This window comes from Celerinatantimonas sediminis (genome assembly GCF_046054195.1).
GTDB lineage: Bacteria > Pseudomonadota > Gammaproteobacteria > Enterobacterales > Celerinatantimonadaceae > Celerinatantimonas.
This window is the reverse complement of sequence record NZ_JBEQCS010000010.1, coordinates 104094-128340: the sequence shown is the minus strand read 5'-3', so window position 1 is coordinate 128340 and position 24247 is coordinate 104094. Positions and strand designations below refer to the sequence as shown.

General features: G+C 43.5%; 24 protein-coding genes. 5 read left to right on the top strand and 19 right to left on the bottom strand.

Translation table 11 applies throughout. From position 1 onward, the window contains the following. Positions 1-11: 11 nt before the first annotated feature. Genes parE through nudF form a run of 5 tightly spaced genes read right to left on the bottom strand, consistent with a single transcriptional unit; the run spans position 12 to position 4524 of the window. On the bottom strand, positions 12-1904 hold the full coding sequence (parE, locus tag ABTQ23_RS12905) for a DNA topoisomerase IV subunit B (RefSeq protein ID WP_408616145.1): 1893 nt from the start codon (positions 1902-1904) through the stop codon (positions 12-14). Further along, the gene (locus tag ABTQ23_RS12900) at positions 1897-2493 is read right to left on the bottom strand and encodes a YqiA/YcfP family alpha/beta fold hydrolase (RefSeq protein WP_408616144.1); all 597 of its coding nucleotides are present in this window, start codon (positions 2491-2493) and stop codon (positions 1897-1899) included. Before ABTQ23_RS12900 ends, parE begins: the two co-directional genes overlap by 8 nt. Positions 2494-2532: 39 nt before the next feature. Further along, positions 2533-3360: a 3',5'-cyclic-AMP phosphodiesterase gene (cpdA, locus tag ABTQ23_RS12895; RefSeq protein ID WP_408616143.1), complete on the bottom strand. Its 828-nt coding sequence runs from the start codon at positions 3358-3360 to the stop codon at positions 2533-2535. A gap of 50 nt (positions 3361-3410) precedes the next feature. Further along, complete coding sequence (locus tag ABTQ23_RS12890; protein WP_408616173.1) at positions 3411-3854, bottom strand: DUF1249 domain-containing protein; 444 nt, start codon at positions 3852-3854, stop codon at positions 3411-3413. A 22-nt stretch (positions 3855-3876) separates the two neighbouring features. Continuing rightward, positions 3877-4524, bottom strand: a complete 648-nt coding sequence (nudF, locus tag ABTQ23_RS12885) for an ADP-ribose diphosphatase (RefSeq protein ID WP_408616142.1) — start codon at positions 4522-4524, stop codon at positions 3877-3879. Positions 4525-4752: 228 nt separating this feature from the next. On the opposite strand from nudF, the gene tolC reads away from it, so the two are divergent. Continuing rightward, positions 4753-6132, top strand: coding sequence for an outer membrane channel protein TolC (gene tolC, locus ABTQ23_RS12880; RefSeq protein WP_408616141.1), 1380 nt, complete (start codon positions 4753-4755; stop codon positions 6130-6132). Between the two features lie 68 nt (positions 6133-6200). On the opposite strand, the gene ABTQ23_RS12875 is transcribed toward tolC, so the two are convergent. The 8 genes from ABTQ23_RS12875 to ung all read right to left on the bottom strand — a co-directional run bounded on the left by ABTQ23_RS12875 (position 6201) and on the right by ung (position 12743). Beyond that, positions 6201-6866 carry a TIGR01621 family pseudouridine synthase gene (locus ABTQ23_RS12875; protein ID WP_408616140.1) on the bottom strand — a complete coding sequence of 222 codons (666 nt, stop codon included), beginning with the start codon at positions 6864-6866 and terminating at the stop codon, positions 6201-6203. A gap of 10 nt (positions 6867-6876) precedes the next feature. Further along, complete coding sequence (gene modC / locus ABTQ23_RS12870; protein ID WP_408616139.1) at positions 6877-7950, bottom strand: molybdenum ABC transporter ATP-binding protein; 1074 nt, start codon at positions 7948-7950, stop codon at positions 6877-6879. Next, positions 7947-8627 (bottom strand): molybdate ABC transporter permease subunit, encoded by a 681-nt coding sequence (modB, locus tag ABTQ23_RS12865; RefSeq protein ID WP_408616172.1) that lies wholly within the window; start codon positions 8625-8627, stop codon positions 7947-7949. The genes modC and modB overlap by 4 nt, the downstream gene beginning before the upstream one ends. A 136-nt stretch (positions 8628-8763) precedes the next feature. After that, positions 8764-9522 (bottom strand): molybdate ABC transporter substrate-binding protein, encoded by a 759-nt coding sequence (gene modA / locus ABTQ23_RS12860; protein ID WP_408616138.1) that lies wholly within the window; start codon positions 9520-9522, stop codon positions 8764-8766. Positions 9523-9550: 28 nt separating this feature from the next. Beyond that, positions 9551-10372, bottom strand: coding sequence for a TOBE domain-containing protein (locus ABTQ23_RS12855; protein ID WP_408616137.1), 822 nt, complete (start codon positions 10370-10372; stop codon positions 9551-9553). A gap of 135 nt (positions 10373-10507) precedes the next feature. Then, positions 10508-11317: a Cof-type HAD-IIB family hydrolase gene (locus ABTQ23_RS12850; RefSeq protein ID WP_408616136.1), complete on the bottom strand. Its 810-nt coding sequence runs from the start codon at positions 11315-11317 to the stop codon at positions 10508-10510. Positions 11318-11394: 77 nt separating this feature from the next. Continuing rightward, on the bottom strand, positions 11395-11946 hold the full coding sequence (locus tag ABTQ23_RS12845) for a hemerythrin domain-containing protein (RefSeq protein WP_408616135.1): 552 nt from the start codon (positions 11944-11946) through the stop codon (positions 11395-11397). Positions 11947-12059: 113 nt separating this feature from the next. Then, the gene (ung, locus tag ABTQ23_RS12840) at positions 12060-12743 is read right to left on the bottom strand and encodes a uracil-DNA glycosylase (RefSeq protein ID WP_408616134.1); all 684 of its coding nucleotides are present in this window, start codon (positions 12741-12743) and stop codon (positions 12060-12062) included. A gap of 118 nt (positions 12744-12861) precedes the next feature. Here ung and nfo point away from each other — a divergent pair, with 118 nt between their 5' ends. Continuing rightward, the gene (nfo, locus tag ABTQ23_RS12835) at positions 12862-13713 is read left to right on the top strand and encodes a deoxyribonuclease IV (RefSeq protein WP_408616133.1); all 852 of its coding nucleotides are present in this window, start codon (positions 12862-12864) and stop codon (positions 13711-13713) included. A 228-nt stretch (positions 13714-13941) separates the two neighbouring features. After that, a complete protein-coding gene (gene grcA / locus ABTQ23_RS12830; protein ID WP_408616132.1) occupies positions 13942-14322 on the top strand; it encodes an autonomous glycyl radical cofactor GrcA in 381 nt (126 codons plus the stop codon). Positions 14323-14408: 86 nt separating this feature from the next. Here the strand turns inward: grcA and ABTQ23_RS12825 are convergent, their stop codons facing one another. The 5 genes from ABTQ23_RS12825 to thrA form a co-directional block, all read right to left on the bottom strand. Then, a complete protein-coding gene (locus ABTQ23_RS12825) occupies positions 14409-15788 on the bottom strand; it encodes an ArnT family glycosyltransferase (RefSeq protein WP_408616131.1) in 1380 nt (459 codons plus the stop codon). A 175-nt stretch (positions 15789-15963) separates the two neighbouring features. Next, positions 15964-16824, bottom strand: a complete 861-nt coding sequence (gene tesB, locus ABTQ23_RS12820) for an acyl-CoA thioesterase II (RefSeq protein ID WP_408616130.1) — start codon at positions 16822-16824, stop codon at positions 15964-15966. A gap of 79 nt (positions 16825-16903) precedes the next feature. Then, entirely contained in the window at positions 16904-18187 is a 1284-nt protein-coding gene (thrC, locus tag ABTQ23_RS12815; RefSeq protein ID WP_408616129.1) for a threonine synthase, read from the bottom strand. Beyond that, positions 18184-19137, bottom strand: coding sequence for a homoserine kinase (gene thrB / locus ABTQ23_RS12810; RefSeq protein ID WP_408616128.1), 954 nt, complete (start codon positions 19135-19137; stop codon positions 18184-18186). Before thrB ends, thrC begins: the two co-directional genes overlap by 4 nt. Before the next feature lies 1 nt (position 19138). After that, positions 19139-21607 (bottom strand): bifunctional aspartate kinase/homoserine dehydrogenase I, encoded by a 2469-nt coding sequence (gene thrA / locus ABTQ23_RS12805; protein ID WP_408616127.1) that lies wholly within the window; start codon positions 21605-21607, stop codon positions 19139-19141. 536 nt (positions 21608-22143) lie between these two features. Here thrA and ABTQ23_RS12800 point away from each other — a divergent pair. Then, complete coding sequence (locus ABTQ23_RS12800) at positions 22144-22653, top strand: hypothetical protein (protein WP_408616126.1); 510 nt, start codon at positions 22144-22146, stop codon at positions 22651-22653. A gap of 48 nt (positions 22654-22701) precedes the next feature. Here ABTQ23_RS12800 and ABTQ23_RS12795 read toward each other — a convergent pair whose 3' ends face one another. Next, positions 22702-23175, bottom strand: coding sequence for a DUF3293 domain-containing protein (locus tag ABTQ23_RS12795; protein WP_408616125.1), 474 nt, complete (start codon positions 23173-23175; stop codon positions 22702-22704). 288 nt (positions 23176-23463) lie between these two features. Between ABTQ23_RS12795 and arcA the strand changes: the two genes are divergently transcribed. Further along, entirely contained in the window at positions 23464-24180 is a 717-nt protein-coding gene (gene arcA / locus ABTQ23_RS12790) for a two-component system response regulator ArcA (protein WP_408616124.1), read from the top strand. The last annotated feature ends 67 nt before the right edge of the window (positions 24181-24247 follow it).

The following is a 24247-nucleotide window of genomic DNA, read 5'->3' as shown; positions in this document are numbered from 1 at the left end:
CAGGGCTCCGTTTAAACCAAATCTATCGCCATATTCCCTTTGGCTTCGAGCCATTCACGGCGGTCACCGGATCGTTTTTTAGCAAGTAATTGATCCATCAAATCAATGGTACTTTCATAATCATCAATTGTCAGCTGAACTAATCGCCGGGTATTTGGATCCATCGTGGTTTCGCGCAGTTGAATTGGATTCATCTCGCCGAGCCCTTTAAAGCGCTGAACGTTTACCTTACCACGTTTTTTCTCAGCCTCAATCCTTGCCAGAATGGTTTCTTTTTCGCCATCATCCAACGCATAGAAAACTTCTTTACCAACATCAATTCGATACAGCGGTGGCATCGCTACAAAAATATGACCATTTTCAACTAATGGACGGAAGTGGCGAATAAACAAAGCACAAAGCAATGTCGCAATATGCAGTCCATCAGAGTCAGCATCCGCTAAAATACAAACTTTTCCATAGCGTAATTTTTCTAGTTGATCACTGTCGGGATCAATACCTAGGGCGACCGAAATGTCATGAATTTCCTGAGACGCTAAAACATCCGCACCGTCAACTTCCCAGGTATTTAGAATTTTCCCGCGCAGCGGCATAATGGCCTGAAACTCACGATCTCGGGCCTGTTTGGCGCTACCGCCAGCTGAATCCCCTTCGACGAGGAATAATTCCCCTCGCAACGGCTCTTGCGTTGAACAATCGGTTAATTTGCCAGGAAGCGCTGGCCCATTGGTGACCTTTTTACGCGCAATTTTTTTACCAGAACGCAGTCGTTTTTGAGCATTGGTAATAAAAAACTCGGCCAATTGTTCGGCTTCAGCGGTATTGGCATTTAGCCACAAGCTAAATGCATCTTTCACCACGCCGGAAACAAGAGCGGCACACTGGCGCGACGACAAACGCTCTTTTGTTTGGCCAGCAAACTGCGGGTCCTGAATTTTGACCGAGAGAATATAATTAAGTTTGTCCCAGATATCGTCTGGAGCCAATTTAACACCGCGCGGGAGCAAATTACGAAACTCACAAAACTCGCGCATGGCATCAGTTAGCCCTTGGCGCAGCCCATTCACATGGGTCCCACCCAACGGCGTTGGAATTAAATTCACATAACTTTCTGTGACGCTTTGTGGGCTTTCAGGTAACCACGTTAGAGCCCACTCAACGCCATCCGTTTTAGTGATAATTTCACCATAAAACGGGGTTTGCGGCAGTGTTTCGGCATCTTCAACAGATTGCGAGAGATAGTCGTTCAAACCACCTTCAAAACACCACGAATGTTTTTCATCTTTGACTTCATCGATAAATTCGATGGTTAAGCCCGGGCATAAAACCGCTTTAGCTTTTAACAGATGGGCTAGTTTACCTGAGGCAAATTTAGGTGAGTCAAAGTATTTCGCATCTGGCCAAAAATGGACAAAAGTACCGGTATTACGTTTACCGACAGTGCCAACAACGGATAACTCTTTGGCTTTAAAACCATCGGCAAATTCCATCTCATAGCGTTGACCATCTCGTTTTACTTCCACCTCGATCTTGGATGAAAGCGCGTTAACCACCGAGATCCCAACCCCATGCAACCCACCGGAAAATTGGTAGTTTTTATTGGAGAATTTACCGCCGGCATGCAATCGCGTAAAAATTAGCTCAACCCCACTAACGCCCTGCTCAGGGTGAATATCAACAGGCATACCACGGCCATCATCAGAGACGGATAACGATTGGTCCGCATAAAGTGTCACAATAATATTGCGAGCAAAGCCTGCAATCGCTTCATCGACGCTATTATCAATGACCTCTTGAGCCAAATGGTTCGGCCGATCGGTTTCGGTATACATCCCTGGCCGCCGTTTGACCGGATCCAGCCCACTTAAAACCTCAATAGCATCTGATGTATATTCGTTAGTCATGATTGTCCAATTTTTCGTAAGTCATAAAAAAACGCATGATTGCGGGCACATAACGTTTAAACCCGGCAAAGCCATGTTCGCCGCCGCTTTCTATTGTCTGTTTGGTATTTGGATAAGCCTTTAATGCTTTTTGATAGTCGAGCACTTCATCCCCTTTTTGCAACATCAGCCACTGCTTCATGCTAGTCTCATCAGGACTTGCTCGCAGCTTCACCAGCTCATCGAGATGGTGCTGACACAAGCGAAATCGTTCCTGAGTGTAAGGATGTATATGCTCACCTAAAAGCATCGGGACCATTGATAAATCAGCGACGGGATTGACCAATACCGCGGGTAAATCGTAATCGAGAGAAGCACGCGCTGCAAATAATCCACCTAATGATGAACCCACAACGCCGATAATCTCGCCTTTAAAGCTCTGCATTATCTCACAAATCTGACTCCAGGCAGGCTTTGGATAACATGCAAGTTGTGGCGAAATTAGCTCTATTTTACTATCAGTCTCACTGAGATATTGCGCTATGCACTCTCTTTTAAACGATTGACTGCTTCCCTGAAAGCCATGCAAAAAAAGTAAATAGCGAGTCATTTATTATCCTACATCAAACGGACAAACAGCCGGCACCAATTAATATCCCTGAGACTGAGCATCGGGTAAAAACTGCTGGCCAGCTAAGCGCTTCACTCGAGAATGAATTTCACCATTTGCGCAAAGCGTCAGATAACGATATCCGGGTTGCTGGCGGTCAAGCGCAAACTCTTTGGATAATGGCAAAAACTGAATACATGTACTCGGGGATGCAATATAAGCTAACTGCGAGGTTTGATATTCAAAATTCTGATGAATGTGCCCAAACAACACCGCCTTCACCTGTGAGTGCGGCGCAATCACTTTATGAAAATCATCCGCATTTTTTAAGTTATGCTGATCAAGCCAATTACAACCAATCGAGCAGCTCTGATGATGCATTAAAATCAGGGTATGTTTTTGTGGATATTCACTTAGCGAGTTTGCCAAAAAATCCAACTGCTCGGGTTCCAAATAACCATGTGGCTTTTCTGCAACCTGAGTATCGAGCAAAATCAACTGCCAATGATCACTGACCAGTTGCTTGGCACGATTTAATCCCTTTTGACTAAGCGTTTGATGCATCGTTGGCTGCCAATCGTGGTTACCAGGCAACCACAAAATTGGCTTTTCTAACACACTGACAGTCTCAACGAAACGTTCATAAGAGCGTTCGCTATGATCTTGAGAAATATCCCCAGTGGCCATAATCCAATCAAAAGGAATATTGTCTTGCTGAATTTGAGCGACAACTGCTTCAAACGAAGCCAAAGTGTTCACTCCCAGCAATCCCATTGCTGAGTTGGCAAATAAGTGAGTATCGGTCAGTTGCAACAGCCGTAAATCACCGTCTGAATCAACATGAGTAAAAACTTTTTCAAATTCCACAATTTTTATCTTACTAAAAAGTGTTGACTATCAGGCCGAACGAGTATTCGTTATGCATCTACGGCCACTCGATGTTTTAAACAATAATGCAACCAATCATATAAGAACAGATTTACTTGTTGTTTTTCATCTTGCTGATACATCTGATTGTTAGGATAATCATAGCGTGGCTTAAGCCTTGAAATCTGCTGGCTTGAGCACACTTCCGCCAGCGACGCGTCATGGTAGAGTTTGACGACCATCTGAGGTTCTTTAAGACCAGGCAATGCATGACGATAACGCTGACGAATTGCAAACACCGATGTATAGCGTGTCTGCTCACAACATTTTAGTTCGAAATCTCCGGTAAAAACAGGCGAAGACTTAACCGACGGACGCAGCAACAATTGCTCACCGGGTTCCATTTCTGTGGGAAACATCCGACAAAACAATAGATAATTTGCTGAATACACCTGCATCAGTTTATTTAGGTCAACGCGATATTTTTTTACCACTGAATCCAAATCAATCTCCTAGCTATTGGCTTATTGGGGCATAACCCCAGCGTTGGCGCAACTGGTTTACATTCAAAGCGAGCCATTGTAACGCAATCAACGCCGCAGCGTTATTAATTCGCCCAGTTTGCGTGAGCTCAAAAGCATGCTCGCGAGTCAGCGTATGCACCTTGATATCTTCGTTCTCTTTAGCCAGACCATGCACGCCACCAGCATCAGAGGCATCGACCTTTGCAACATATAGATGGATCTGCTCGGTCATCCCGCCAGCACTTGGATAATAGCTATAGAGTTTTTCCATTTCACCTAGTGACAATCCAGATTCTTCGACTGATTCACGCCGTGCGACATCTTGAGGATCTTCACCTTCTTTATCTAGCATACCTGCCACTAATTCAAGTTGCCAAGGCGATTGCGCAGTTGGATAAGCTCCCACGCGAAATTGCTCAACCATAACAACTTTATCAAGCTCTGGATCATAGAGTAAAACTGCTGCTGCATGCCCTCGGTCTAATACTTCTCGGCTAAACCAATCACTCCATCCCCCTTCAAATAAGCGATGCCGCAGTTGGTAACCATCTAACTTAAAAAATCCATGGTATAGCGGTGTAATTTCTTTGACTTCAACATCATTGCGATCGAAACGAGCAACATCAATATTATTTTTCATGCAATATCCTTAGGAGCTGTTGACCTTTAACAATAGCTTCAAACCATATCAATAAGTTAGTCACTATTGTCTGATTAAATATTCTATATGTAAAAATTAATTGCCCAGGCAATCAAAATTGCGTAATATTATAGCCCCATAATCACTAGATACTTTTGCAAAATCCGCATACCTTTATAGTTTAATATGTATCTCAAGGTATTCCTCCGAAGGCAAAAAGGAATCAGAATGAAGCTCAAATTTACATCTTTGTTGGTAGCAGCCGGTCTAGGTGCATGTGCTTTTAATAGCTATGCTGACGATTTGCTCCAAATTTATCAACTCGCACAACAAAAAGATCCGGTCATCCTGCAAGCAAAAGCTGAACGTGACGCAGCATTTGAGCGGATTAATCAATCACAGGCTTCGTTATTACCACAAGTGAGCCTGAGTGGCGGATATACCTATAGTTCAACTTTAGGTAGTTACACACCTGCAAAATATCGTGATGCCAGCGCGGGACTGACGTTAACCCAGTCTATTTTTTCAAGAGCTAACTGGCTTAATTTGGGGATTTCAGAGAAAAATGCAACCCAACAGGAAGCGTTATACGGTTATCAGCAACAAGATCTGATGGTTCGTGTTGCCACAGCTTACTTTAATGTATTAAGAGCAATTGATGATCTCTCTTATGTACGCGCCAATAAAACCGCCGTTAAACGCCAGTTGGACCAAACCCAGCAACGTTATAAAGTGGGTTTAACACCAATTACCGATGTAAACGAAGCTCAAGCTGAATTTGACCGCACGGTTGCTGAAGAAATTCAGTCTGAAAATACCCTAGATAACAGTTATGAGTCATTACGTAAACTCGTTGGTGTGATGCCACGAGATCTCAAACTGCTTAATACCAAAGAATTTTCACCATCGCCGCTAACCCATGAAAATAAATTCTGGATGGATGCAGCGATTGATAAAAACTTACAATTGAATGCTGACCGTATCGCCAAACAAGTTGCAGAACAGCAGATTGATGTCGCCAAAGCGGGTCATTTACCAACGTTGTCACTTGAAGGCGGCTTAAGCACTCAATACAAACATTATCGCAATGATTACATCGCTGAGAATGCCTCTGATGAAGGCCACGGTGATGCAGCAAGTGTAGGTCTGCAACTTTCGATGCCACTGTATCAGGGCGGCGAAATTAATTCAAAAGTACGCGAAGCTCGTTATGACTATGTGGCTGCCAGCCAATCGTTAGAAAATACTTATCGTACGGTTCAGACTAACTTAAACAGCACTTACAATAATGTGCGAGCTAATTTAAGTTCAATTAAAGCATACCAGCAAACGGTAAAATCATCGCTGAGCGCGTTAAAAGCAACCGAAGCAGGATTTAAAGTCGGCACTCGCACCATTGTTGATGTACAGGATGCAACCAGTAACTATTATCAAGCAAAAGAAGAGTTAGCCGGTTCTCGCTACGATTACATCATTAACATGCTGACGTTAAAACAGCTCGCCGGAACATTAAAAGAGTCTGATCTACAGGGAATTAACAACCTGTTATTTACCCCTAAAGAACAGATTCCAGTCCAGCCAGCAGCGCCAAGTTTAGACAATAAATAGTGCATTGGATTTTGACGATAAAGGCACCTTCGGGTGCCTTTGTTATTAGTCAGCTTTAAAGCCTGCCGTTACGCATCTGGAAATGGTTGCAGCCAAGGACTCTGCCAATCGGTTAGCGCCTTTTGCGAATCGATAAACAGCGCTCCCTGATGAGGATAACGGCAATATTCAATGTGCTCTTTATGCCAGTTAAACTGAAGAGCAAATGCATCTAAATAACCTCTGTCGGCACGTTCACCTTTATAACGCTCATCGCCTAGAATGGGCACACCTAAGCTTTTCATCACGACCCGTAACTGATGAGTCCGTCCAGAATATGGACGCAAAAGATACGCTCTAAGGCCATCGCCCAGCGCTTGACTATAAAAGCGGGTACGAGCGGGATTGTTTTGTGAAAATGTAAGCTTCCAACTACCTACGCGAGTCTTTTGCATATCGCCTTTCACTTCGCCCTGTTTCTTTTTAGGCTTGCCATAGGCTAATGCTAAGTAAAACTTCGCTATTTTGTGTTCTTTAAAAAGAACTTGAAAGTGAGCGGCAGCCTCAGCGCTGGTTGCAAACAGCACTAACCCGGATGTCATCTTATCGAGCCGATGAACAGGCCACAAAGGCCCTATTTGCTCGTTAACGAGCTGCGCTAAACCAGGTTCGTCATTGTCACGATGAAATGACAAACCAAAAGGTTTATCCACGAGTACAAAATCCCGGTGTTTGAAAACAATCGGAATATCCACTAAAACTCCTTTATAAAATAGCGACCGCTTTAATCTGTGCCCACACAGACATTTTGGGTGCTAGTTTAAGGTGTTCGCATGAATAACGCGATAGTAATGCTAACAAAGGTGTTTTATCTGCCAGCTCTAAGCGAATTAACACTTCATTGGGCTGAACCCCAGATTGCAAAGAAACCACAGTTGCAGGTAATAAATTAAGAATCGAGCTATCTTGAGCGCGCGTTAAAGTGATACTGACATCACTGGCAAAAATTCGGCAACGAACCTTTTGACCTATCGGCATGTTACGTTTAGACAAACGCAAGACTTCAGCACCACATGCTAATTCGGTTAATCCATTTAAATGGCTTGTCACCACGGTGTGCAAGACGCTACTTGCACCATCTGCGAATAACTGAGCACTTTTGGGATTTAATAAAGTCTGCTGCAAAGGGCCACTTAAACAGACTCGACCATGTTCCATCAACACCAGATGATCGGCTAAGCGAATCACCTCTTCAGGCGCATGGCTTACATAAACAATCGGGATATCTAACTCGTTATGCAATCGCTCAAGGTAAGACAAAAACTCGCGCTTACGCGCTAAATCAAGCGCCGATAACGGCTCATCCATCAATAGCAATTTGGGTGAAGTGAGCAGCGCCCGAGCAATCGCGACTCGCTGTCTTTCCCCACCGGAGAGCGAATAAGGGCGGCGTTTTAGCTTGTCGCTAATTCCCAGTAATTGGCAGACATCATCGATGCCAATTTTTCGCATCTCGGGGGCAATGCGGCGCCAGCCAAATCGCAAGTTTTGTTCAACGTTAAGATGTTCAAATAAACTGGCTTCTTGAAAAACATACCCGATTGGTCGGCGATAAGTTGGTACAAAATGATTTTTCTGTTCATCTTGCCAACAATACTCCCCGAGCTGACAAAAACTGTCGGGCAATCGCTCTAACCCAGCCAATGCTCGCAATGTGGTGGTTTTGCCGCAACCTGACTCGCCGAACAGAACACTGATCCCCTGTGCGGGTAGCTGCTCATCAATATCCAATTCAAAATCGCTCAGATGGCGTTTAAAGCGGATGGTTAAATCACTCATAGTTTCACCTTCCGACTCGCCAAACGGCTATTCACCAAATAAATGAGCAGTAACGCCACGAAAGAAAATCCAACCAATACCGCGGCTAGTTGGTTAGCTCGGCCATATTCTAACGCTTCGACATGGTTGTATATCTCAACTGACATCACCCGAGTTTGCCCAGGAATATTACCGCCAATCATCAATACGACACCGAACTCACCAATACTGTGACAAAATCCTAAAATGGCCGCAGAGAAAAACCCAGGGCTTGCTAGAGGTAAAGCGACTTTAAAAAAAGCAGCTAATGGCGGCATTCGCAAAGTGGCCGCAACCTCTAACGGACGATGGCCTATCGCTTCAAATGCATTTTGCACAGGCTGAAGAACAAATGGCAAAGTATGAATAACACAACCAATTACGATCCCAGCGAAAGTAAACGGTAATTGGCTAACGCCTAACCACTGAGTTAAATGGCCAACAGGTCCATGGGGGCCCATCAACAATAAAAGATAGAAACCCAATACGGTGGGGGGCAGCACCAACGGCAATGACACAATGGCACTGACCGGGGATTTTAAACGACTTTTAGTTTGCGATAACCACCAAGCAATTGGCGTGGTTAGGATAAGCAGAATAACCGTCACGATCAGGGCTAACTTAAGCGTTAACACCATCACCATCAAATCGGAGGACATCATCGATTCACCTAATCCATTACATCTAACATCCAGACAAAGCACCCTGCGCTATTTCTCAGGCCGGGGATTAGCACCGAGAAATAGCGCCTGGAAGTTTGATTTATCGAAATAACAATAACCGCTTAACCGGCGATTATTTTTCGCTTACATCATAACCAAATGAGCGAATAATTTTTTTAGCTTTAGGTGATTGTAAATAGGCTAGGAATTTTTGAGCAGCCTGATTATCGGCACTTTTACTGAGCAAGACGGCATCTTGACGGATAGCATGATAATAGCTATTAGGAACAATCCAGCCAGAACCCGCTGAGAGTTTCCCATCGCGGTAAACTTGAGACAGGGCAACAAAGCCTTGTTTTACATTGCCGTAATTCACGTAAGAGTATGTTTGGCCGATGTTTTGACCATACACAATTTTATCTTTAAGTTTGCTATACAGCCCCAGTTTTTTCAGCGTTTCAACTGATGCGGCACCATAAGGCGCAGCTTTAGGGTTAGCAATCGCCAGTTTGTTAAACTTACCGGCTTTGAGATAGCTATCACTGCTATCAATCAACCCTGATTGTTTGGACCAAAAAGCTAACCGGCCTTTGGCGTAGGTAAATTCACTTTTAGCAACAGCAGCATCAGCTTTGACTAATTTTTGAGGACGTTTCTGATCTGCAGCAAGAAAGATATCAAATGGCGCACCATTAACGATTTGCGCATAAAGTTTCCCAGTTGAACCGACACTTAGCACAACTTTATCAGAACTGGTTTGTTGATAATCTTTAGCGAGTACTTGCAATGGCTTATAAAAGTTAGCAGCCACAGCAACTTTGACTTCATCAGCATGAGCCATAGCCGTTGAAGCGGCAAGTGTTAGCGCTGTTACTATTAGTGTTTTTCTCATGACTATATTCCCTTATTTTTTTAGAAAGTTAAGCATCATAACGGCATAAAACGACTGCTGATGGTGAGAAACCGACACCAATCGTCTGACCTTCAACCAATTCGAGCTGCTCCGCTTTGGTCCGTTTAAGCAAAGCTGCTAAATTTTTATGGGCATCAATGGCTACACTCACATGACAATTATGACTATCTGGCGATAAGCGAGTAATAGAGCCTTGATAATAATTTGCATTCGAACGAGCTCGGTGTCCTAGTGCATACAGCTTCACTTGCGGTGCTTTAATCAGTGCCAACACTTCCACACCCGGCTCTAACATTAATTCACTCACCGCTTCAGTTGTGACTGAAGCCTTAACCTGAAAATTTGCTCCAGCTTCTACAACCACCTGAGCCCTCACCCCTTGGGTATTCACTTCAACTACGTGGCCGCTAATCTGGTTACGAGCACTGCTTTGAAAATGCATCTGACGCAGTAATAATCGCAATTTTTCTAGCTCAAATTCAGGCTGATTCTCTAATAATGGTCGCAATTGCACTAACGACTGTTGATACTCTAACTGCAGTGCACGGTATACCTGAATCAGTTGCGTTGCAGCCATGGTTAACTGAGTACCACCGCCCCGTCGCCCACCACTTTGGCTGACAACCAGTGGTTGCTCAGATAAGTTATTCATTGCATCTAGCGCATCCCAAGCAGCCTTATACGACATAGGTAAAGATTTAGCCGCAGCGCTTAATGAACCATACTCAGCAATCGCTTCAAGCAGACGAATACGTTGCTCGGTAAAAAGAGCCTGCCCTCCGACTTGCAATTGTAGAGGCATGGATGATGACAGTTGCTGATCGCTCATTATATACTCCAATATATAACGCTTTTTATTATATAGTTCAATATATAACGTATAAGAAATAAAAAATACCTATTCACTCAATCGGTGTAATAGGTATTTTTCTGTGTGTGATGTATGGGTTAAGCAGTTTGGAAGCTAAACGCTGAGAATGTATTTTTCAATCACTTGCGCAACACCGTCTTCATCATTCGTGCCGGTAATTTCATCGGCTAACGCCTTGGTTTCTGAGTCGGCATTGCCCATTGCAATCCCAAGACCAGCCCAGCGGATCATATGGTGATCATTACCTGCATCACCAACACAGATAACCTCTTCGCGGGCGATATTAAGATGCTCAGCTAAAGCCGCAACGCCATTACCTTTGTGCGCATCGGGGTGCATAAATTCAAGGAAAAACGGTGCGCTACGTAAAATACTATATTGTTGATAGTATTCTTTCGGTAAATTAGTGACCGCAGGAGAAAGAAGCTCTGGTTCATCAATCATCATCACCTTCACCAGAGGCTCATCATCATCAAGTTCATTAAAATCGATGGTTGTCCAAGGGATGTCATTCATGAACGCTTCATGCTCGGTATAGCGACTAACTTCGGGAGTGATTAAACCGCGCTTTAAACTAAAGGCATGGACATGAACACCAAGCACTTTTGCTTGAGCTGCAATTTTTTTAGCATCGCGACCATGCACCTGCAAATTACCTAAAACTAAATCAGAACCAATTTGCTGCACCAAAGCACCGTTATAACTCACAACAAACTGGCCATTGCGATTTAATCCAAGTGTCTCTAGGTGCATGATAATGCCTTCAACAGGGCGACCTGATGCCAAAACAACTTCAACACCAGCCGCCTTTGCCTGTGATATTGCAGAAATAACACGGGGAGAAATTTTATGCTGTGAATTTAGCGTTGTGCCGTCAATATCTAAGGCAAGCAATCGATACATCAAAAAGGTTCCATTTCATAAGCAGATAAAGGTTCAGTTTAAATTAATACCTGCTTATGTAAAGCCTCATCAAATGCTTAGCTCTCAGAGATAGAGATCCGCTCAGCTAACTCTTCAAACTGCTTATCAACCTGCGAGCCGAACAAAGGATCTAAAGCAGCGGAGTGCTCCCAATTTTGTTCAATATTACGCCAATCATCTTCGGTAAGAGCGCTTTTTAAAACAGGGAAAACTTCCTGTTCTTCATAATCTAAATGACGCCATTGATAGTTGATATAATTTTCCAGCTTCTCACTAAACTGATCTAACGGAATCACTGCATCCAATAAGATAAGCTCAACCACATCAGCTAATTCAAGTGTCATCTGACGCAGTGCATCATGCTCATCTTCCAGCTTATTGGGCACTGTTTGCTGAGCATCCGATGAGCGATATTTTCGATAGTAGTCGTAAATGACATCCTCTTTGGGATGATGATACTTATCTGAATAATCACGCATGTACGAAATGATATCAGCGATCAATTTATATTTGACGGCCTTTCCGGAGCGAATCATCTCAAGTTTATGCTCCAAGACCTTCAACAAGGACGCAATATTGCGATGCTCCTTTGAAATATTGTCTAACATCGTGTACTCCTTAGCTCCAGTCGGACCAGAATGAATCCCGGCTCTGGGTAGTTAGTCCACTTCACTCAATCAGTACATCCAAGATGCACTTGCCCTTCATACTTCACTATAGTCTATTGAGCTACATTCAGTGGTATTTGCCAATCAATTGGCGTTTTTCCCGATTCGCTTAAATATTGGTTCGCCATGGAGAAATGATGGCATCCCAAAAAACCACGATGGGCCGATAATGGTGATGGATGTGGCGCTTTTAAAACAAGGTGTCGACGAGAATCAATCACAGCACCTTTTTTTTGCGCATGTGCACCCCACAACATAAAGACCAATCCCTGGCAATGCTCGTTAATTTTACCAATCACTGCATCGGTAAACTGCTCCCAGCCACAACTGGCATGAGAGTGCGCTTTGCCATGCTCAACGGTTAACACCGTATTGAGCAATAACACCCCTTGCTTGGCCCAATATTCCAAATAACCATGCGAGGGAATTTCAAATCCGGGAATATCATTTTTCAGCTCTTTGTAAATATTGACCAAAGATGGCGGCACCTTCACGCCAGGGCGAACTGAAAAACACAACCCATGAGCCTGACCAAACTGATGATACGGATCTTGGCCTAAAATCACGACCTTCACATTATCCAGAGAAGTCAGTTTAAATGCATTAAAGACATCTTCCTGTGGAGGATATATCGCTTTGCCCAGAGCCCGTTCATGAGCTACAAATTCCATTGCCTGAGCAAAATAAGGCTGATTTTTTTCTTCGCCTAATATCGCCGTCCAGGATGTTTCTGTCATAATTTAACTCTTTTAACAAATTCAAAGTCAATAGAATACGAACCTGTCAGGCTCAGGACAAGGCTCGTTTTCATAATTACTGTTAATTCAAACTCTATTCAGCCATGGTCGACTCACTATGAAATACATCGGAGCTCACGTTAGTGCCGCTGGCGGCGTCTTTAATGCCCCTGTCAATGCCGCACAAATTGGTGCAACAGCCTTTGCCCTCTTCAGTAAAAATCAGCGCCGCTGGCAAAGTCCACCTTTAGATAAAGACACCATCGCCCAATTCAAAGCCAATTGCGCCCATTATCAATTTAGTGCCGAACAAATCTTAGTGCATGATTCGTATTTGATTAACTTAGGTCACCCCGAACCCGAAGCGCTCGATAAATCTCGCAAGGCATTTATTGACGAACTACAGCGCTGTCATCAACTCGGTCTAACACTACTTAATTTTCACCCGGGTTCCCATCTTCGCAAACAAAGTGTCGAACAAACTTTGGCCAAGATCAGTGAATCGATAAATTTAGCGCATAAAGAAGTGCCCCATGTGGTTGCTGTGATCGAAAACACCGCAGGACAAGGCTCTAATCTTGGTTGGGATTTCACACATATTGCCCAAATTATTGAAGGCGTTGAAGATAAAAGCCGCGTTGGCGTGTGCATTGATACCTGCCACGGCTTTGCCGCAGGCTATCCGATTCATACTCAAGAAGGATTTACCCAAACCTTTGCTGATTTTGACTCACAGATTGGATTTGAATACCTCAGAGGCATGCATCTGAATGACAGCAAAGGCAAATTAGGGTCACGGCTTGACCGTCATCATAGCTTAGGTCAGGGCGAGATTGGCCAAGAGTGTTTTAAATATATTATGCAAGATGCACGTTTTGACAATATCCCACTGATTTTAGAAACAATTGATCAACAAATCTGGCCGCAAGAAATCAGCTGGCTGAAACAACAAACAAACGAAAAAGAATAAATTAGCAAAACTTTACCTAGATCAATGCAGGCGATTAAACATGTATTTAAAGTACATATATCCACATGATTTAAATGGTTATTAAACCATGTTAGTATAAACAACATTGATTGAGGTCAATCAAAAGGCTTGTCTTAGAAAGCTCAATTATCGAAATATGATTGAGATCATATTCAGAAACAACTGGCAGGCCTAATTTACTCAGGTAGATAGTATAGGAGTCATACCATGACTAAAGGTATTCAGATTACCAAAGCAAGTAATGATGCACTGCTGAACTCTTTCTGGTTGCTAGACGAAGCTAACGAACAGGCACGTTGCCTGTGTGTTAAAGATGGTCTTTATGATGAAGATCAGATCGTCCCTCTAGCCGAATTGGGTAGCATCGAATATCGCGAAATTCCAATGCACGCAGCACCACGCGTTGAAGGTGGCCAACACCTGAACGTAAACGTTATGCGTCGTGAAACTCTTGAAGATGCTGTAAAACATCCTGAGAAATATCCACAGTTGACTATTCGTGTTTCTGGATATGCGGTTCGTTTCAACTCACTGACACCAGAACAGCAACAAGACGTTATTACTCGTACTTTCACTGAAAAAATGTAATAACTCTGATTTCAGATTTACAAAAAGTCGCCCAAGGGCGACTTTTTTATTGTTTAAAAATCAGCGACTCACTCATTTTCAATAAGTCATGACTTATCCAACAAGTTGGGAGTAACAAAGTCAGGTTTGGCCACCAAGACAATCAGCAACTGACGCGTTTTCTTAATCAGTTTATATTTTAAAGGCCCTTGGTATTCACGAGGCAATAATGTGAAATAACTGCCTTTAGGCGCTGAACTTAATGGGGGTTTATCCAAAAAGAAAGTCACTGCCGCTTGGTCGACATAACTTGGCAGCCAATCTTTATTAACCATAATTGGGACATCAGTATTATCGCTAAGCTGTTGTAAGTCTCTTAAAGAGGTATAGCTATTCCAACCAAGCTTTAACGGCGTCGTTAGAATAAAGAGCATGTATAAAGTGCCCATCACCTTCAGCCAACTGGCAAAATTCACATTTTTAAGCTTCGGAATACAAGCAATCCCATAAGCACTGAAAAACGCAGCCGAGATGAAAAACTCGAACATATAGCGTTCGGCGCGAGTGCTTATCAGGTGAATCACAGCAAAGCAAAAGATAGTAAAAATAGTTAAAAGGGTCAGCCCTTCCCGGTCAATACGCTCATCTTTATGCTTGTACAGGCGATAACAGGCATAAAAGAAAAATGGCAGATACATAAAATAATCTTTTAGCGTCAACCATAGGTAGTGATAAACGGGCTCAGTGCTATATTGCTGCGCCGCTTGAGTATCATCAGAGGTTGCTAAACGCGCCCACACCTGTTCATACAAAAAGTGATGTAAAAAATCAGTTCGCAGTGAAATGTAGGTATACCACCACATAAATGAGGCTAAAAAGACAATGAACGCAGCGATTGCATGACCCAAAAACTGCCGCGAGCGAATATCACGGCCAGCCGGAGTAAATAGATACAAAATAACAATGGCCCAAGGAATACCACCTAAAAAGCCCTTGGTCATCACAGCAAGGCCACTCATCAAACCAAAGCCAAGCATCCACCACAAGCGTTTGTCTTTAAGATAATGCCAGAAAAAAATCATCGCCATCACAATAAAAAACGCAGTGAGCGATTCCATTTTTAAAGTATGCGAGTTTTTATAAATGACATAGCTGGTATCTAGGCAGAAAACGCTCAGATAAGCGAGATTAAACCCTCTGGTTATCTTGGCTATCCAGTAAAAAAAAGCCAAATTCAACGCCAGTGCTGCAACGGCTGCAACTAATTTCACGGCAAAGACACTATAACCAAAAACATGAAGGCTCAGCGCTGTTAACCAAAAAAGTACAGGAGGCTTATTCAGATAGATAGCATCATTAAAGTGCATAATGAGCGGCGAATGTAGGGTCAAAATATTTTTTGAAATCGCCGCATAGACCATGCTATCACCGCGTAAATCTCCGCTAGAGAGATTTGCAGCAAATATAGCAAGGGTAAAGACAATCACCCATAACGACTTATAAATGAATGTCTTTAAGTTTATTTGAAAAACACAAGACTCTGGCAAAAGGGTATACCAAAATTAACGAATAATAAGTCGATAATTTTCAATGCAGGTCTCAAAGTTGTCAAGATGGTTAATGTACAACCTTGATGTAAAATCACCCTTATTTAGCGACTCATTAGCGAATTTCGCGAATAACACCTTCTTGAGCAGTCGAAGCTACTAAAATCCCATCTTGATTGAAGAATTGACCACGAACTAATCCATGCCCAGAAGAAGCCGCAGGACTGTCAATCACATAGAGCAACCACTCATCCATACGAAATGGTTGATGGAACCACATACTGTGATCGATGGTTGCAACTTGCAGTTGTTTATCAAAGAAAGTTCGGCCATGAGGCTGCAGTGCGGTTGGCAAGAAATTCACATCCGAAGCGTACGCAATCAGCGACTGGTGTAAATTAGGGCGATCATTTAATACCCCATTGGCTTTCATCCAGATACTACGCTTGGCTTCGCATGCTTGTGGATTAATCGGATCGATAAACTGCACCGGCCGAATATCAATCGGTTTATCGCAAATAAAGCGGTTACACAGCTCAGAAGGGAGCTTATCACGCATCCCAAAAGCATATTCCTGCTCAGACTGCAGCTCATCAGGTGATGGCACATCCGGCATGCTCATTTGATGTTCAAAACCTTTTTCCTGTTCCTGAAAAGAGGCGATCATCATAAAAATAGGACGTCCATACTGAATCGCCCGAACTTGGCGCGTTGTGATTGTTCGCCCATCACGTAATTTTGTGACTTCATAAACAATCGGTTTTGCTGGATCGCCAGGATGTAAAAAATAAGAATGTAGCGAATGAATTCGGCGCTCTTCAATGACCGTCTCACTGGCTGCACAGAGTGCCTGCCCTAAAACTTGGCCACCAAAAACAACGCCGATCCCTAAATCTTCGCTATTACCCCGAAATAATCCTTGCTCTATCGACTCTAGACTGAGCAGATCCAGCAAATTTGAGAGAATTTTACTCATGACTCTGGCGCATCTGTTTGCATAAAAGCGACAAGGATGCGCAAAGTCGACGAGAAGATCAATCCCCTGCGCTTAAAATTTAGCCAGAGACTTGCATTAATAACTCTTTTAATGGCGCAAATTCTGCTGGGAAAAATTTAGAAAGCAATGGTAAATCAATTCGTTGAGCCAATGCATCAGGCAGTTCAACGGGTTTTGGCAAAATTGCATCAACCACTGATTTAAATTTCGCAGGGTGTGCTGTACACAAGAAAATCCCCTGTTCGCCATCATTAAGCTGAGCACTTAGCTGTTGCCAAGCTATCGCACCATGCGGCTCACTAACATACCCCTGCTGATACAGAGCGACCATCGCTTCGCGAGTTTGCTCATCCGTTAATGCTCCAAAGCCTAATTCGCTAAGCGAGCGATTTTGCACTTTAAAGAGCTCCTCAATACGTGGCCAGTTATTCGGTTGACTCACATCCATCGCATTAGACAAGGTTGCCACCGTTGGATGAGGCAGCCATTGACCATCCGCCAAATAACGAGGAACCGTATCGTTCACGTTGGTTGCTGCAATAAAGCGTTTCACTGGCAAGCCTAAACTCTGGGCAATCAGCCCTGCTGTCAGGTTACCAAAGTTACCACTTGGAACCGAGAACACGACATTGTTTCGTTTTTCTTTAGGCAACTGAGCGAGCGCTTCAAAGTAGTAACAGACTTGAGCTAACAAACGGCTAATGTTGATTGAGTTAGCTGAGTTAAGGCCAACATCTTCACGCAAAGCTTGGTCATCAAAGGCTTGTTTGACCAGTGACTGGCAGGCATCAAAATCACTTTTCACCGCAACGGTAGTAATGTTGTTGCCTAAAGTACAAAACAGTTTTTCCTGTAACTCACTGATTTTCCCTTCAGGATAGAGCACCACAACTTTAATGTTTTCTATGCCATAAAAAGCATGAGCGACCGCAGCCCCGGTATCGCCCGAGGTTGCCGTTAAAATGGTAACCGCACGGCCCTTGCTAAAGCGTTTCAGACATTGGGCCATAAACCGCGCACCAAAATCTTTAAATGCCAGTGTTGGTCCATGGAAAAGCTCTAACGCCGCCACATTATCACTAACATTGGCAATTGGCGCGGCAAAACTAAATGCCTGACTAACCATATCAGTGACTTCGGTTAAAGAGAGTTCATCACCAATCAAATGGTGCAAAATAGCACTGCTACGGGTTACAAAGTCCTGACTTAGAAGCTCGTCAATATTCTCTAATTTGACTAACTCAGACGGGAAAAATAGCCCTTGCTGCTTACCTAAGCCTATTTGCACAGCCTGGGCAAAACTAACCTGCTGCTCGGGGCATTTAATGTTGTATAACTTCATAGTTGGTTTCCTGTAACTTGAGTGCCTTGTTTGTTGATGCGACAAATGTGGCAAAATCCGTCTTCGTTTTGAATAAAGTGTTTGGTTAGCCAATCGGCGATGCGCTCAGCCTGTTCCATGTCTGTTGCAATACTAAATAAAGTTGGACCTGAACCAGAAATACCACAAGCGATGGAACCGGCATCCAATGCGAACTGGCGCGCTTGATCAAAACCTGGAATGAGAGCTCTGCGATATGGCTCTGCAATCACATCTTTTAAGAAGCTTGCGGCTAACTTAGGCTGGTTAGTATAGCTGGCATGAATAAAGCCGCCCAATTGCCGACCATAGGTCAGCACATCTTGGCGCCGATATTGAGCAGGCAAAATCGCGCGCGCTTCAGCCGTTGAAATACTAATGCCAGGGTAAGCTAAAACCCAAAGCCAATCATCAAAGGTTGGGATCGACTGGCTGATCACACCTTCGCTTTCGAGCATGAGCTGAATGCCCCCTAAATAGCACGGGGCAACATTATCATAATGGACGCTGCCGCTGATTTTGCCTTCTAGCTCGCCCATCATCATTAGCATCTGATTGGCATCAAAGGGGCTATCATAAAATTGATTTAATGCTTCAAAAGCGGCAACCACCGAACAAGCGCTTGAGCCCAAGCCACTACCAATGGGCAAGTTCTTTTCTAAGATCATGGCCAAAGGCCGCTCTTTAATTTGTAGCGGTTTTATCTGCTCCAGAAAATACTCATAACAACCATAAAGGATGTTTTGTTTGGGATCTTCTGGCAATTTATGCGCAAAGCGGCCACGATTTTCAATCGAAAATTGCTCGCTTGCAAACACCTGAACGCGATCGCCTAATAGTTCACCGCTAATCGGTTCTAAAGCTGCACCTAACACGTCAAAGCCAACGCTGACATTCCCGATAGATGCCGGGGCATAGGTTACCACTGACATGCTAGATCTCCTGTTTCCAATTTAAAGTTCTTAAAATATCTGCAAAAACACCTGCTGCTGTCACAGCACTACCGGCGCCATAACCACGTAAAACCAGTGGCAGAGGCTGATAGTAACGGCTATAAAAAGCCAGAGCGTTTTCACCATCCTTGACGCGATACAACGGATCGCTGACATCGACAGCCTTGATGCTCACGCGGCATTTTCCTTCATTTATTTCACCCACATAACGCAACACTTTGTTGTCACGTTTAGCCTGTTCAATCCATTGATTAAAGAAGTCATCATTTTGCTCTAAACGAGACAGAAAATCTTCTTTAGTGCCACTCATATCAAAATCTGGTGATATAGCAGGTTGTACTTCGATATCATCCAAGTCCTGCATTAATCCAGATTCACGAGCCAAAATCAGCAACTTACGAGCGACGTCAGTCCCAGAAAGATCATCTCGTGGGTCAGGTTCAGTAAAACCATTTTCCAGCGCCAAACGCGTTGCTTGAGAAAAACTCATCCCTTCATCAAGCTTGCCAAAAATATAGGAGAGCGAGCCAGAAAGTACGCCAGTAAAGCGTTGCAGTTGATCGCCTGCTTTAAGCAGGTTCTGCAGGTTTTCAATCACCGGAAGCCCTGCCCCAACGTTGGTGTCGTACAAAAACTTGCGCCGATGTTTCAGCGCTTGTTGGCGAAGCTGTCGATAATAATGAATATCGCCAGTATTTGCTTTTTTATTGGCGGTGACGACATGAAAGCCATTTCCAAGCAGTTCGCTATATAAAGCCGCCACGCAATCGCTACTGGTGCAATCAACGATCACCGGATTAATCAGATGATAGGAGCGAACCATTTCGCTGACATCATCCAAAGAGAATCCGCCATTGGGAGCACTTTGTGAAAGCATCTGCCGCCATTGGCTCAAATCAATCCCATTTGGATTGGAGATCATTGTTTTGCTATTACTGATGCCACACACTCGCAGCCCAATCTGTTGAGTTAACAAATGGGTCTGCTGGGCATAAATCTGTTCAAGCAATGCTCGGCCAACTCCCCCACAACCAATGACAAACAGATCGATATAAGAGCGGCTGTTGAACAGGTTCTGATGACAGGCTCGAATCGCCTCTTCGCTTTTGTCTTCGCTAATCACCGCCGAGATAGAGCGCTCTGATGAGCCTTGAGCAATCGCTACAATATTAATCGAAACTTGTGCCAGAGCTGTGAAAAATCGCGCGGCAACACCTTTGCTTGAGCGCATCTGATCGCCAATTAACGAGATAATCGCGAGATGATCGACTTGCTCAACCGGTTCCAGAAGCTGGTTTTTCAGCTCTAAGTTGAACTCATTGCGCAAAGCTTGCACCGCATGCGCAGCATCAACGCTATGAACACAAAAACTGATGGAGTATTCAGAAGAAGACTGAGTAATTAATACCACTGAAATTTTCTGCTGGGCAATGCAAGAGAATACTCGCCCACACATGCCAGCAATGCCTTTCATCCCTGGGCCAGAAACCGTCAACATGGTTAAATTCGATAAACTTGATAATGCTTTAACCGCTTGCACAGATTGCTCGGCCTGATGAGCATCAATTAACGTCCCCTGATGTTGTGGTTTAAAGGTATTCTTAATCAAGCACGGAATTTGATACTGGGCAATTGGCGCGATGGTGCGAGGATGCAATACTTTTGCGCCAAAGTAGGAAAGCTCCATCGCCTCTGCGTAGCTTAAATGAGAAAGCAGCTTCGCATCGTTAACCAAGCGAGGGTCGCAATTATAAACACCATCAACGTCGGTCCAAATTTCGCAGCAGTCCGCATCCATACACGCGGCTAATACCGCGGCACTGTAATCCGAACCATTACGCCCTAGCACCATGGTCTCGCCGTTGGCATCGCCAGCGGTAAACCCTGGCATCAAATACACATGTTTTTCATCGATGACTTGGCTGGCAAAACGCTCGCGACTGACCAAGATATTCACACTGGCATTAAGTGGCTCGCCTTCACCGGCAAACAACTGACGCGGGTCAAGAATCACAGCGGGACGCTCGCGCGCCTGCAATAACGCTTTCATACATGCCACTGAGAGCTCCTCACCAGAAGCTAAAACCGCGGCTTGGGTACTCTGAGGACGACACTTAAGCATCTGCATACCATGGCAGAAATGTTTAAGTTGTTGGATTTTATCAGCGAGTTGTTGTTGCAAAGGTGTGAGGGCAAAGGAGGGATATAATTTTTGAAGATCTTCAAATAACTGGATAAATATCTGCTTAAAGGCTGACAGAGACTTGTGCACTTGCTCATCATCATCGACTTTATCAATCAGGGCAACGAGATGATTAGTGATCCCGGCAGGGGCTGAAAGCACAACTGCCACCTGACTTTGCCGGTAAGTATTTAAGACAATATCGGCAACCTGATTAAAGCGCTCAGCGTCAGCCAGCGACGAACCTCCGAATTTTAAAACCCTCATTCCCAACAGCTCCTATACTTTTTTAGCCCTAAAAAAAAGGCCCGTCGTTTGACGGGCCCTGAATCATTTTAGAAGTTACGATCAGCCCGCCTCGCGCCCAATGGTAATGGTGCGAATAATAATGGTGGTGGTTGTCAGGCTGGTAGTCTGTAACATGTGTAACCTCTGGAATCTATTGCACTACCATTCATTAGTTAACATCGTTTGTCAAGAAAAAATATTATTTCAAGAATTCTTACATCATTAAAATGAATGCTTAAAAATAATAGAACTTAGACAATAACCTTATAAATAACCAAAAAATTTCTACTACAAGTCTTTTATCATCTATACCATTTAGGTTCAGCATAATTAACTAGCAAAATGCTCACACTCATACGGTCTATCTCTGCTGTTTTTCTTGCAAAAACTTTTTCTCTTTATCTGAGAATCAGTTATTGATTCAGCACACAAAAAAATGCTATTAAAGGGAAGAATTAGTTCATAATTTATCCACTGTCTTTAAAAACTGGGCTTGGCTTATGAATGGATTGCGAATGGATTTGCACGCGATTGCACTGCTGTATGCCGCGGTGTGTACTCCTGCTTTTGCCCAAATCAGCCAACCGATTGCTTCCAGTGCTCCTGCATCTCATTGGTATGTTTACACCAGTAATGAGGCGGTTAGTTTCGATGTTGCAAATCATAATGCACAGAGAAAATTCGTCGGTGGCTATCAATATGCTCTGCCGAGTCAGCTTAATTGGTTTATTGAAACAGGCTTTAAACCGTTAGAGGACGGACAACTTAGTGACATTGCTTCAAGACATGGCATGAATTTGAGTACTGGATTACGCTATCAGCTCTCATCAGAGGTTGAACTCTCTGGAATGTTTAATCAGCAAGCAGCTGATGATGACCAACACCATGCAATGATGTCGATGGATTTTGAAGGTGCCTATCAGCTCAATACTCAATTAGCGCTAAAAGCACGCTATAAAGTGTATCCCGATAACGACCCTTTAAGTGAAAACAGTCTAGTGTTTGATCTTAACTATAATTTTTAATGAGCTTGGTCATATATACATTTGCGATGAAAAGCATTTAGCTGCATTTTAAAATTGTTGACGGAGCTTTAAATAACGCCGAGCCGAGCACTGCCAATAGCTATCAATCGAACCCAGATCACTGACAAAAGCGGAATCGACACAACTTAACAGCTCCACCCTCGCTCTATCATTGACAGTATAAATAGCCAATTGCTTAAAACGCCGCGCCAAACTAATCCCTTGATGTGGTGATAACTGACAATAAAAACTCAGCTCAGCATGACGATTATCTTTTGCTGCGCCCCAAAGCGTAATAAAGTGACAATGCTGTCGAAACAGCGCACTGCTCAAAGATAAATTGAAACGGCGGTTCTCATTTTTTGAATAAATTTTCCCCATTGGATTTGCGCCAGTAATAATGCATCCTGAAAACCTCGGCACTAAAGATAAACTGACAAAATCGACCTGCTGGTAGCTCGCCCATAACGCTGAAAATTGCCGATTGAAAACATAACGCCCTTTTGTGTAACTTTCTTTCATAATATGAGATTGACTTGTATCAAGAACACGTTAAAAAATTGCAACCTAGGCACACCTGAAGTTGTTATGTCTGTGTTAAGTACTTAGAATAGCATCATTACAAACGTACTTAACTTAGCTGTTTATCAATAGAAGATTTCTTTGGCTGACTCCCTAAAGGATGGGTTGAGTCACAGACATATTTAACACAAAATCAACAATAGTCGTAACAGCCAAGATGAAAGGCTGGTCTAGCTTCTACTCCAGCCGAGACGTAAAAGTTTTTTATTTTCATTATTGAGGAAGACCATGACACCAAATATTTTGATTGTCGAGGATGAACTGGTCACCAGAAATACTCTTAAGAGTATTTTTGAAGCAGAAGGGTATCATGTTCTAGAGGCCAATGACGGCTCTGAGATGAATGACCTGCTCGCGAACAACACGATTCATCTGATTATCATGGATATTAATCTACCAGGCAAAAACGGATTGCTATTGGCTCGCGAGCTTCGCGATAAAGAACAGATTGCATTAATGTTTTTAACTGGGCGTGATAATGAAGTCGACAAAATTCTGGGGCTAGAAATCGGCGCAGATGACTATATTACCAAACCGTTTAACCCTCGTGAGCTAACGATTCGTGCTCGCAACCTGCTCAACCGTACGCTCAATGTGCAAGGTCCTCATGATGAAGGTCATCCAGTTGAAACGTATCACTTTAACGGATGGATACTAGATATTAACAGTCGCTCATTAGTAAGCCCTAATGGTGATAGTTATAAACTGCCGCGCAGTGAATTTAGAGCAATGCTCCATTTTGTTGAAAATCCAGGACAAATTCAAACCCGAGCTGAGCTTCTCAAAAAAATGACCGGGCGTGAGCTTAAGCCCCATGATCGCACGGTAGATGTAACGATTCGCCGTATTCGTAAACATTTCGAATCGGTACCGGAAACCCCGGAAATCATTGCGACTATCCACGGCGAAGGTTATCGCTTTTGTGGTGAGATAGAACAAGAATAAAAAACATCCCGCTGTTAACAGCGGGTTTTTTTACCCGGAACAAAATTAAATTGATAGGTCAATAATT

Coding starts and splice junctions, on each gene's coding strand:
- modB (WP_408616172.1), bottom strand. CDS start 8,627: ATGTCCTCCGATTTGATGGTGATGGTGTTAACGCTTAAGTTAGCCCTG.
- ABTQ23_RS12900 (WP_408616144.1), bottom strand. CDS start 2,493: ATGACTCGCTATTTACTTTTTTTGCATGGCTTTCAGGGAAGCAGTCAA.
- grcA (WP_408616132.1), top strand. CDS start 13,942: ATGACTAAAGGTATTCAGATTACCAAAGCAAGTAATGATGCACTGCTG.
- nfo (WP_408616133.1), top strand. CDS start 12,862: ATGAAATACATCGGAGCTCACGTTAGTGCCGCTGGCGGCGTCTTTAAT.
- tolC (WP_408616141.1), top strand. CDS start 4,753: ATGAAGCTCAAATTTACATCTTTGTTGGTAGCAGCCGGTCTAGGTGCA.
- ABTQ23_RS12800 (WP_408616126.1), top strand. CDS start 22,144: ATGGATTTGCACGCGATTGCACTGCTGTATGCCGCGGTGTGTACTCCT.
- arcA (WP_408616124.1), top strand. CDS start 23,464: ATGACACCAAATATTTTGATTGTCGAGGATGAACTGGTCACCAGAAAT.
- ABTQ23_RS12845 (WP_408616135.1), bottom strand. CDS start 11,946: ATGTTAGACAATATTTCAAAGGAGCATCGCAATATTGCGTCCTTGTTG.
- thrB (WP_408616128.1), bottom strand. CDS start 19,137: ATGTCAGTGGTAACCTATGCCCCGGCATCTATCGGGAATGTCAGCGTT.
- modC (WP_408616139.1), bottom strand. CDS start 7,950: ATGAGTGATTTAACCATCCGCTTTAAACGCCATCTGAGCGATTTTGAA.
- ABTQ23_RS12795 (WP_408616125.1), bottom strand. CDS start 23,175: ATGAAAGAAAGTTACACAAAAGGGCGTTATGTTTTCAATCGGCAATTT.
- tesB (WP_408616130.1), bottom strand. CDS start 16,824: ATGAGTAAAATTCTCTCAAATTTGCTGGATCTGCTCAGTCTAGAGTCG.
- ung (WP_408616134.1), bottom strand. CDS start 12,743: ATGACAGAAACATCCTGGACGGCGATATTAGGCGAAGAAAAAAATCAG.
- parE (WP_408616145.1), bottom strand. CDS start 1,904: ATGACTAACGAATATACATCAGATGCTATTGAGGTTTTAAGTGGGCTG.
- nudF (WP_408616142.1), bottom strand. CDS start 4,524: ATGAAAAATAATATTGATGTTGCTCGTTTCGATCGCAATGATGTTGAA.
- ABTQ23_RS12855 (WP_408616137.1), bottom strand. CDS start 10,372: ATGAGCGATCAGCAACTGTCATCATCCATGCCTCTACAATTGCAAGTC.
- ABTQ23_RS12850 (WP_408616136.1), bottom strand. CDS start 11,317: ATGTATCGATTGCTTGCCTTAGATATTGACGGCACAACGCTAAATTCA.
- thrA (WP_408616127.1), bottom strand. CDS start 21,607: ATGAGGGTTTTAAAATTCGGAGGTTCGTCGCTGGCTGACGCTGAGCGC.
- thrC (WP_408616129.1), bottom strand. CDS start 18,187: ATGAAGTTATACAACATTAAATGCCCCGAGCAGCAGGTTAGTTTTGCC.
- modA (WP_408616138.1), bottom strand. CDS start 9,522: ATGAGAAAAACACTAATAGTAACAGCGCTAACACTTGCCGCTTCAACG.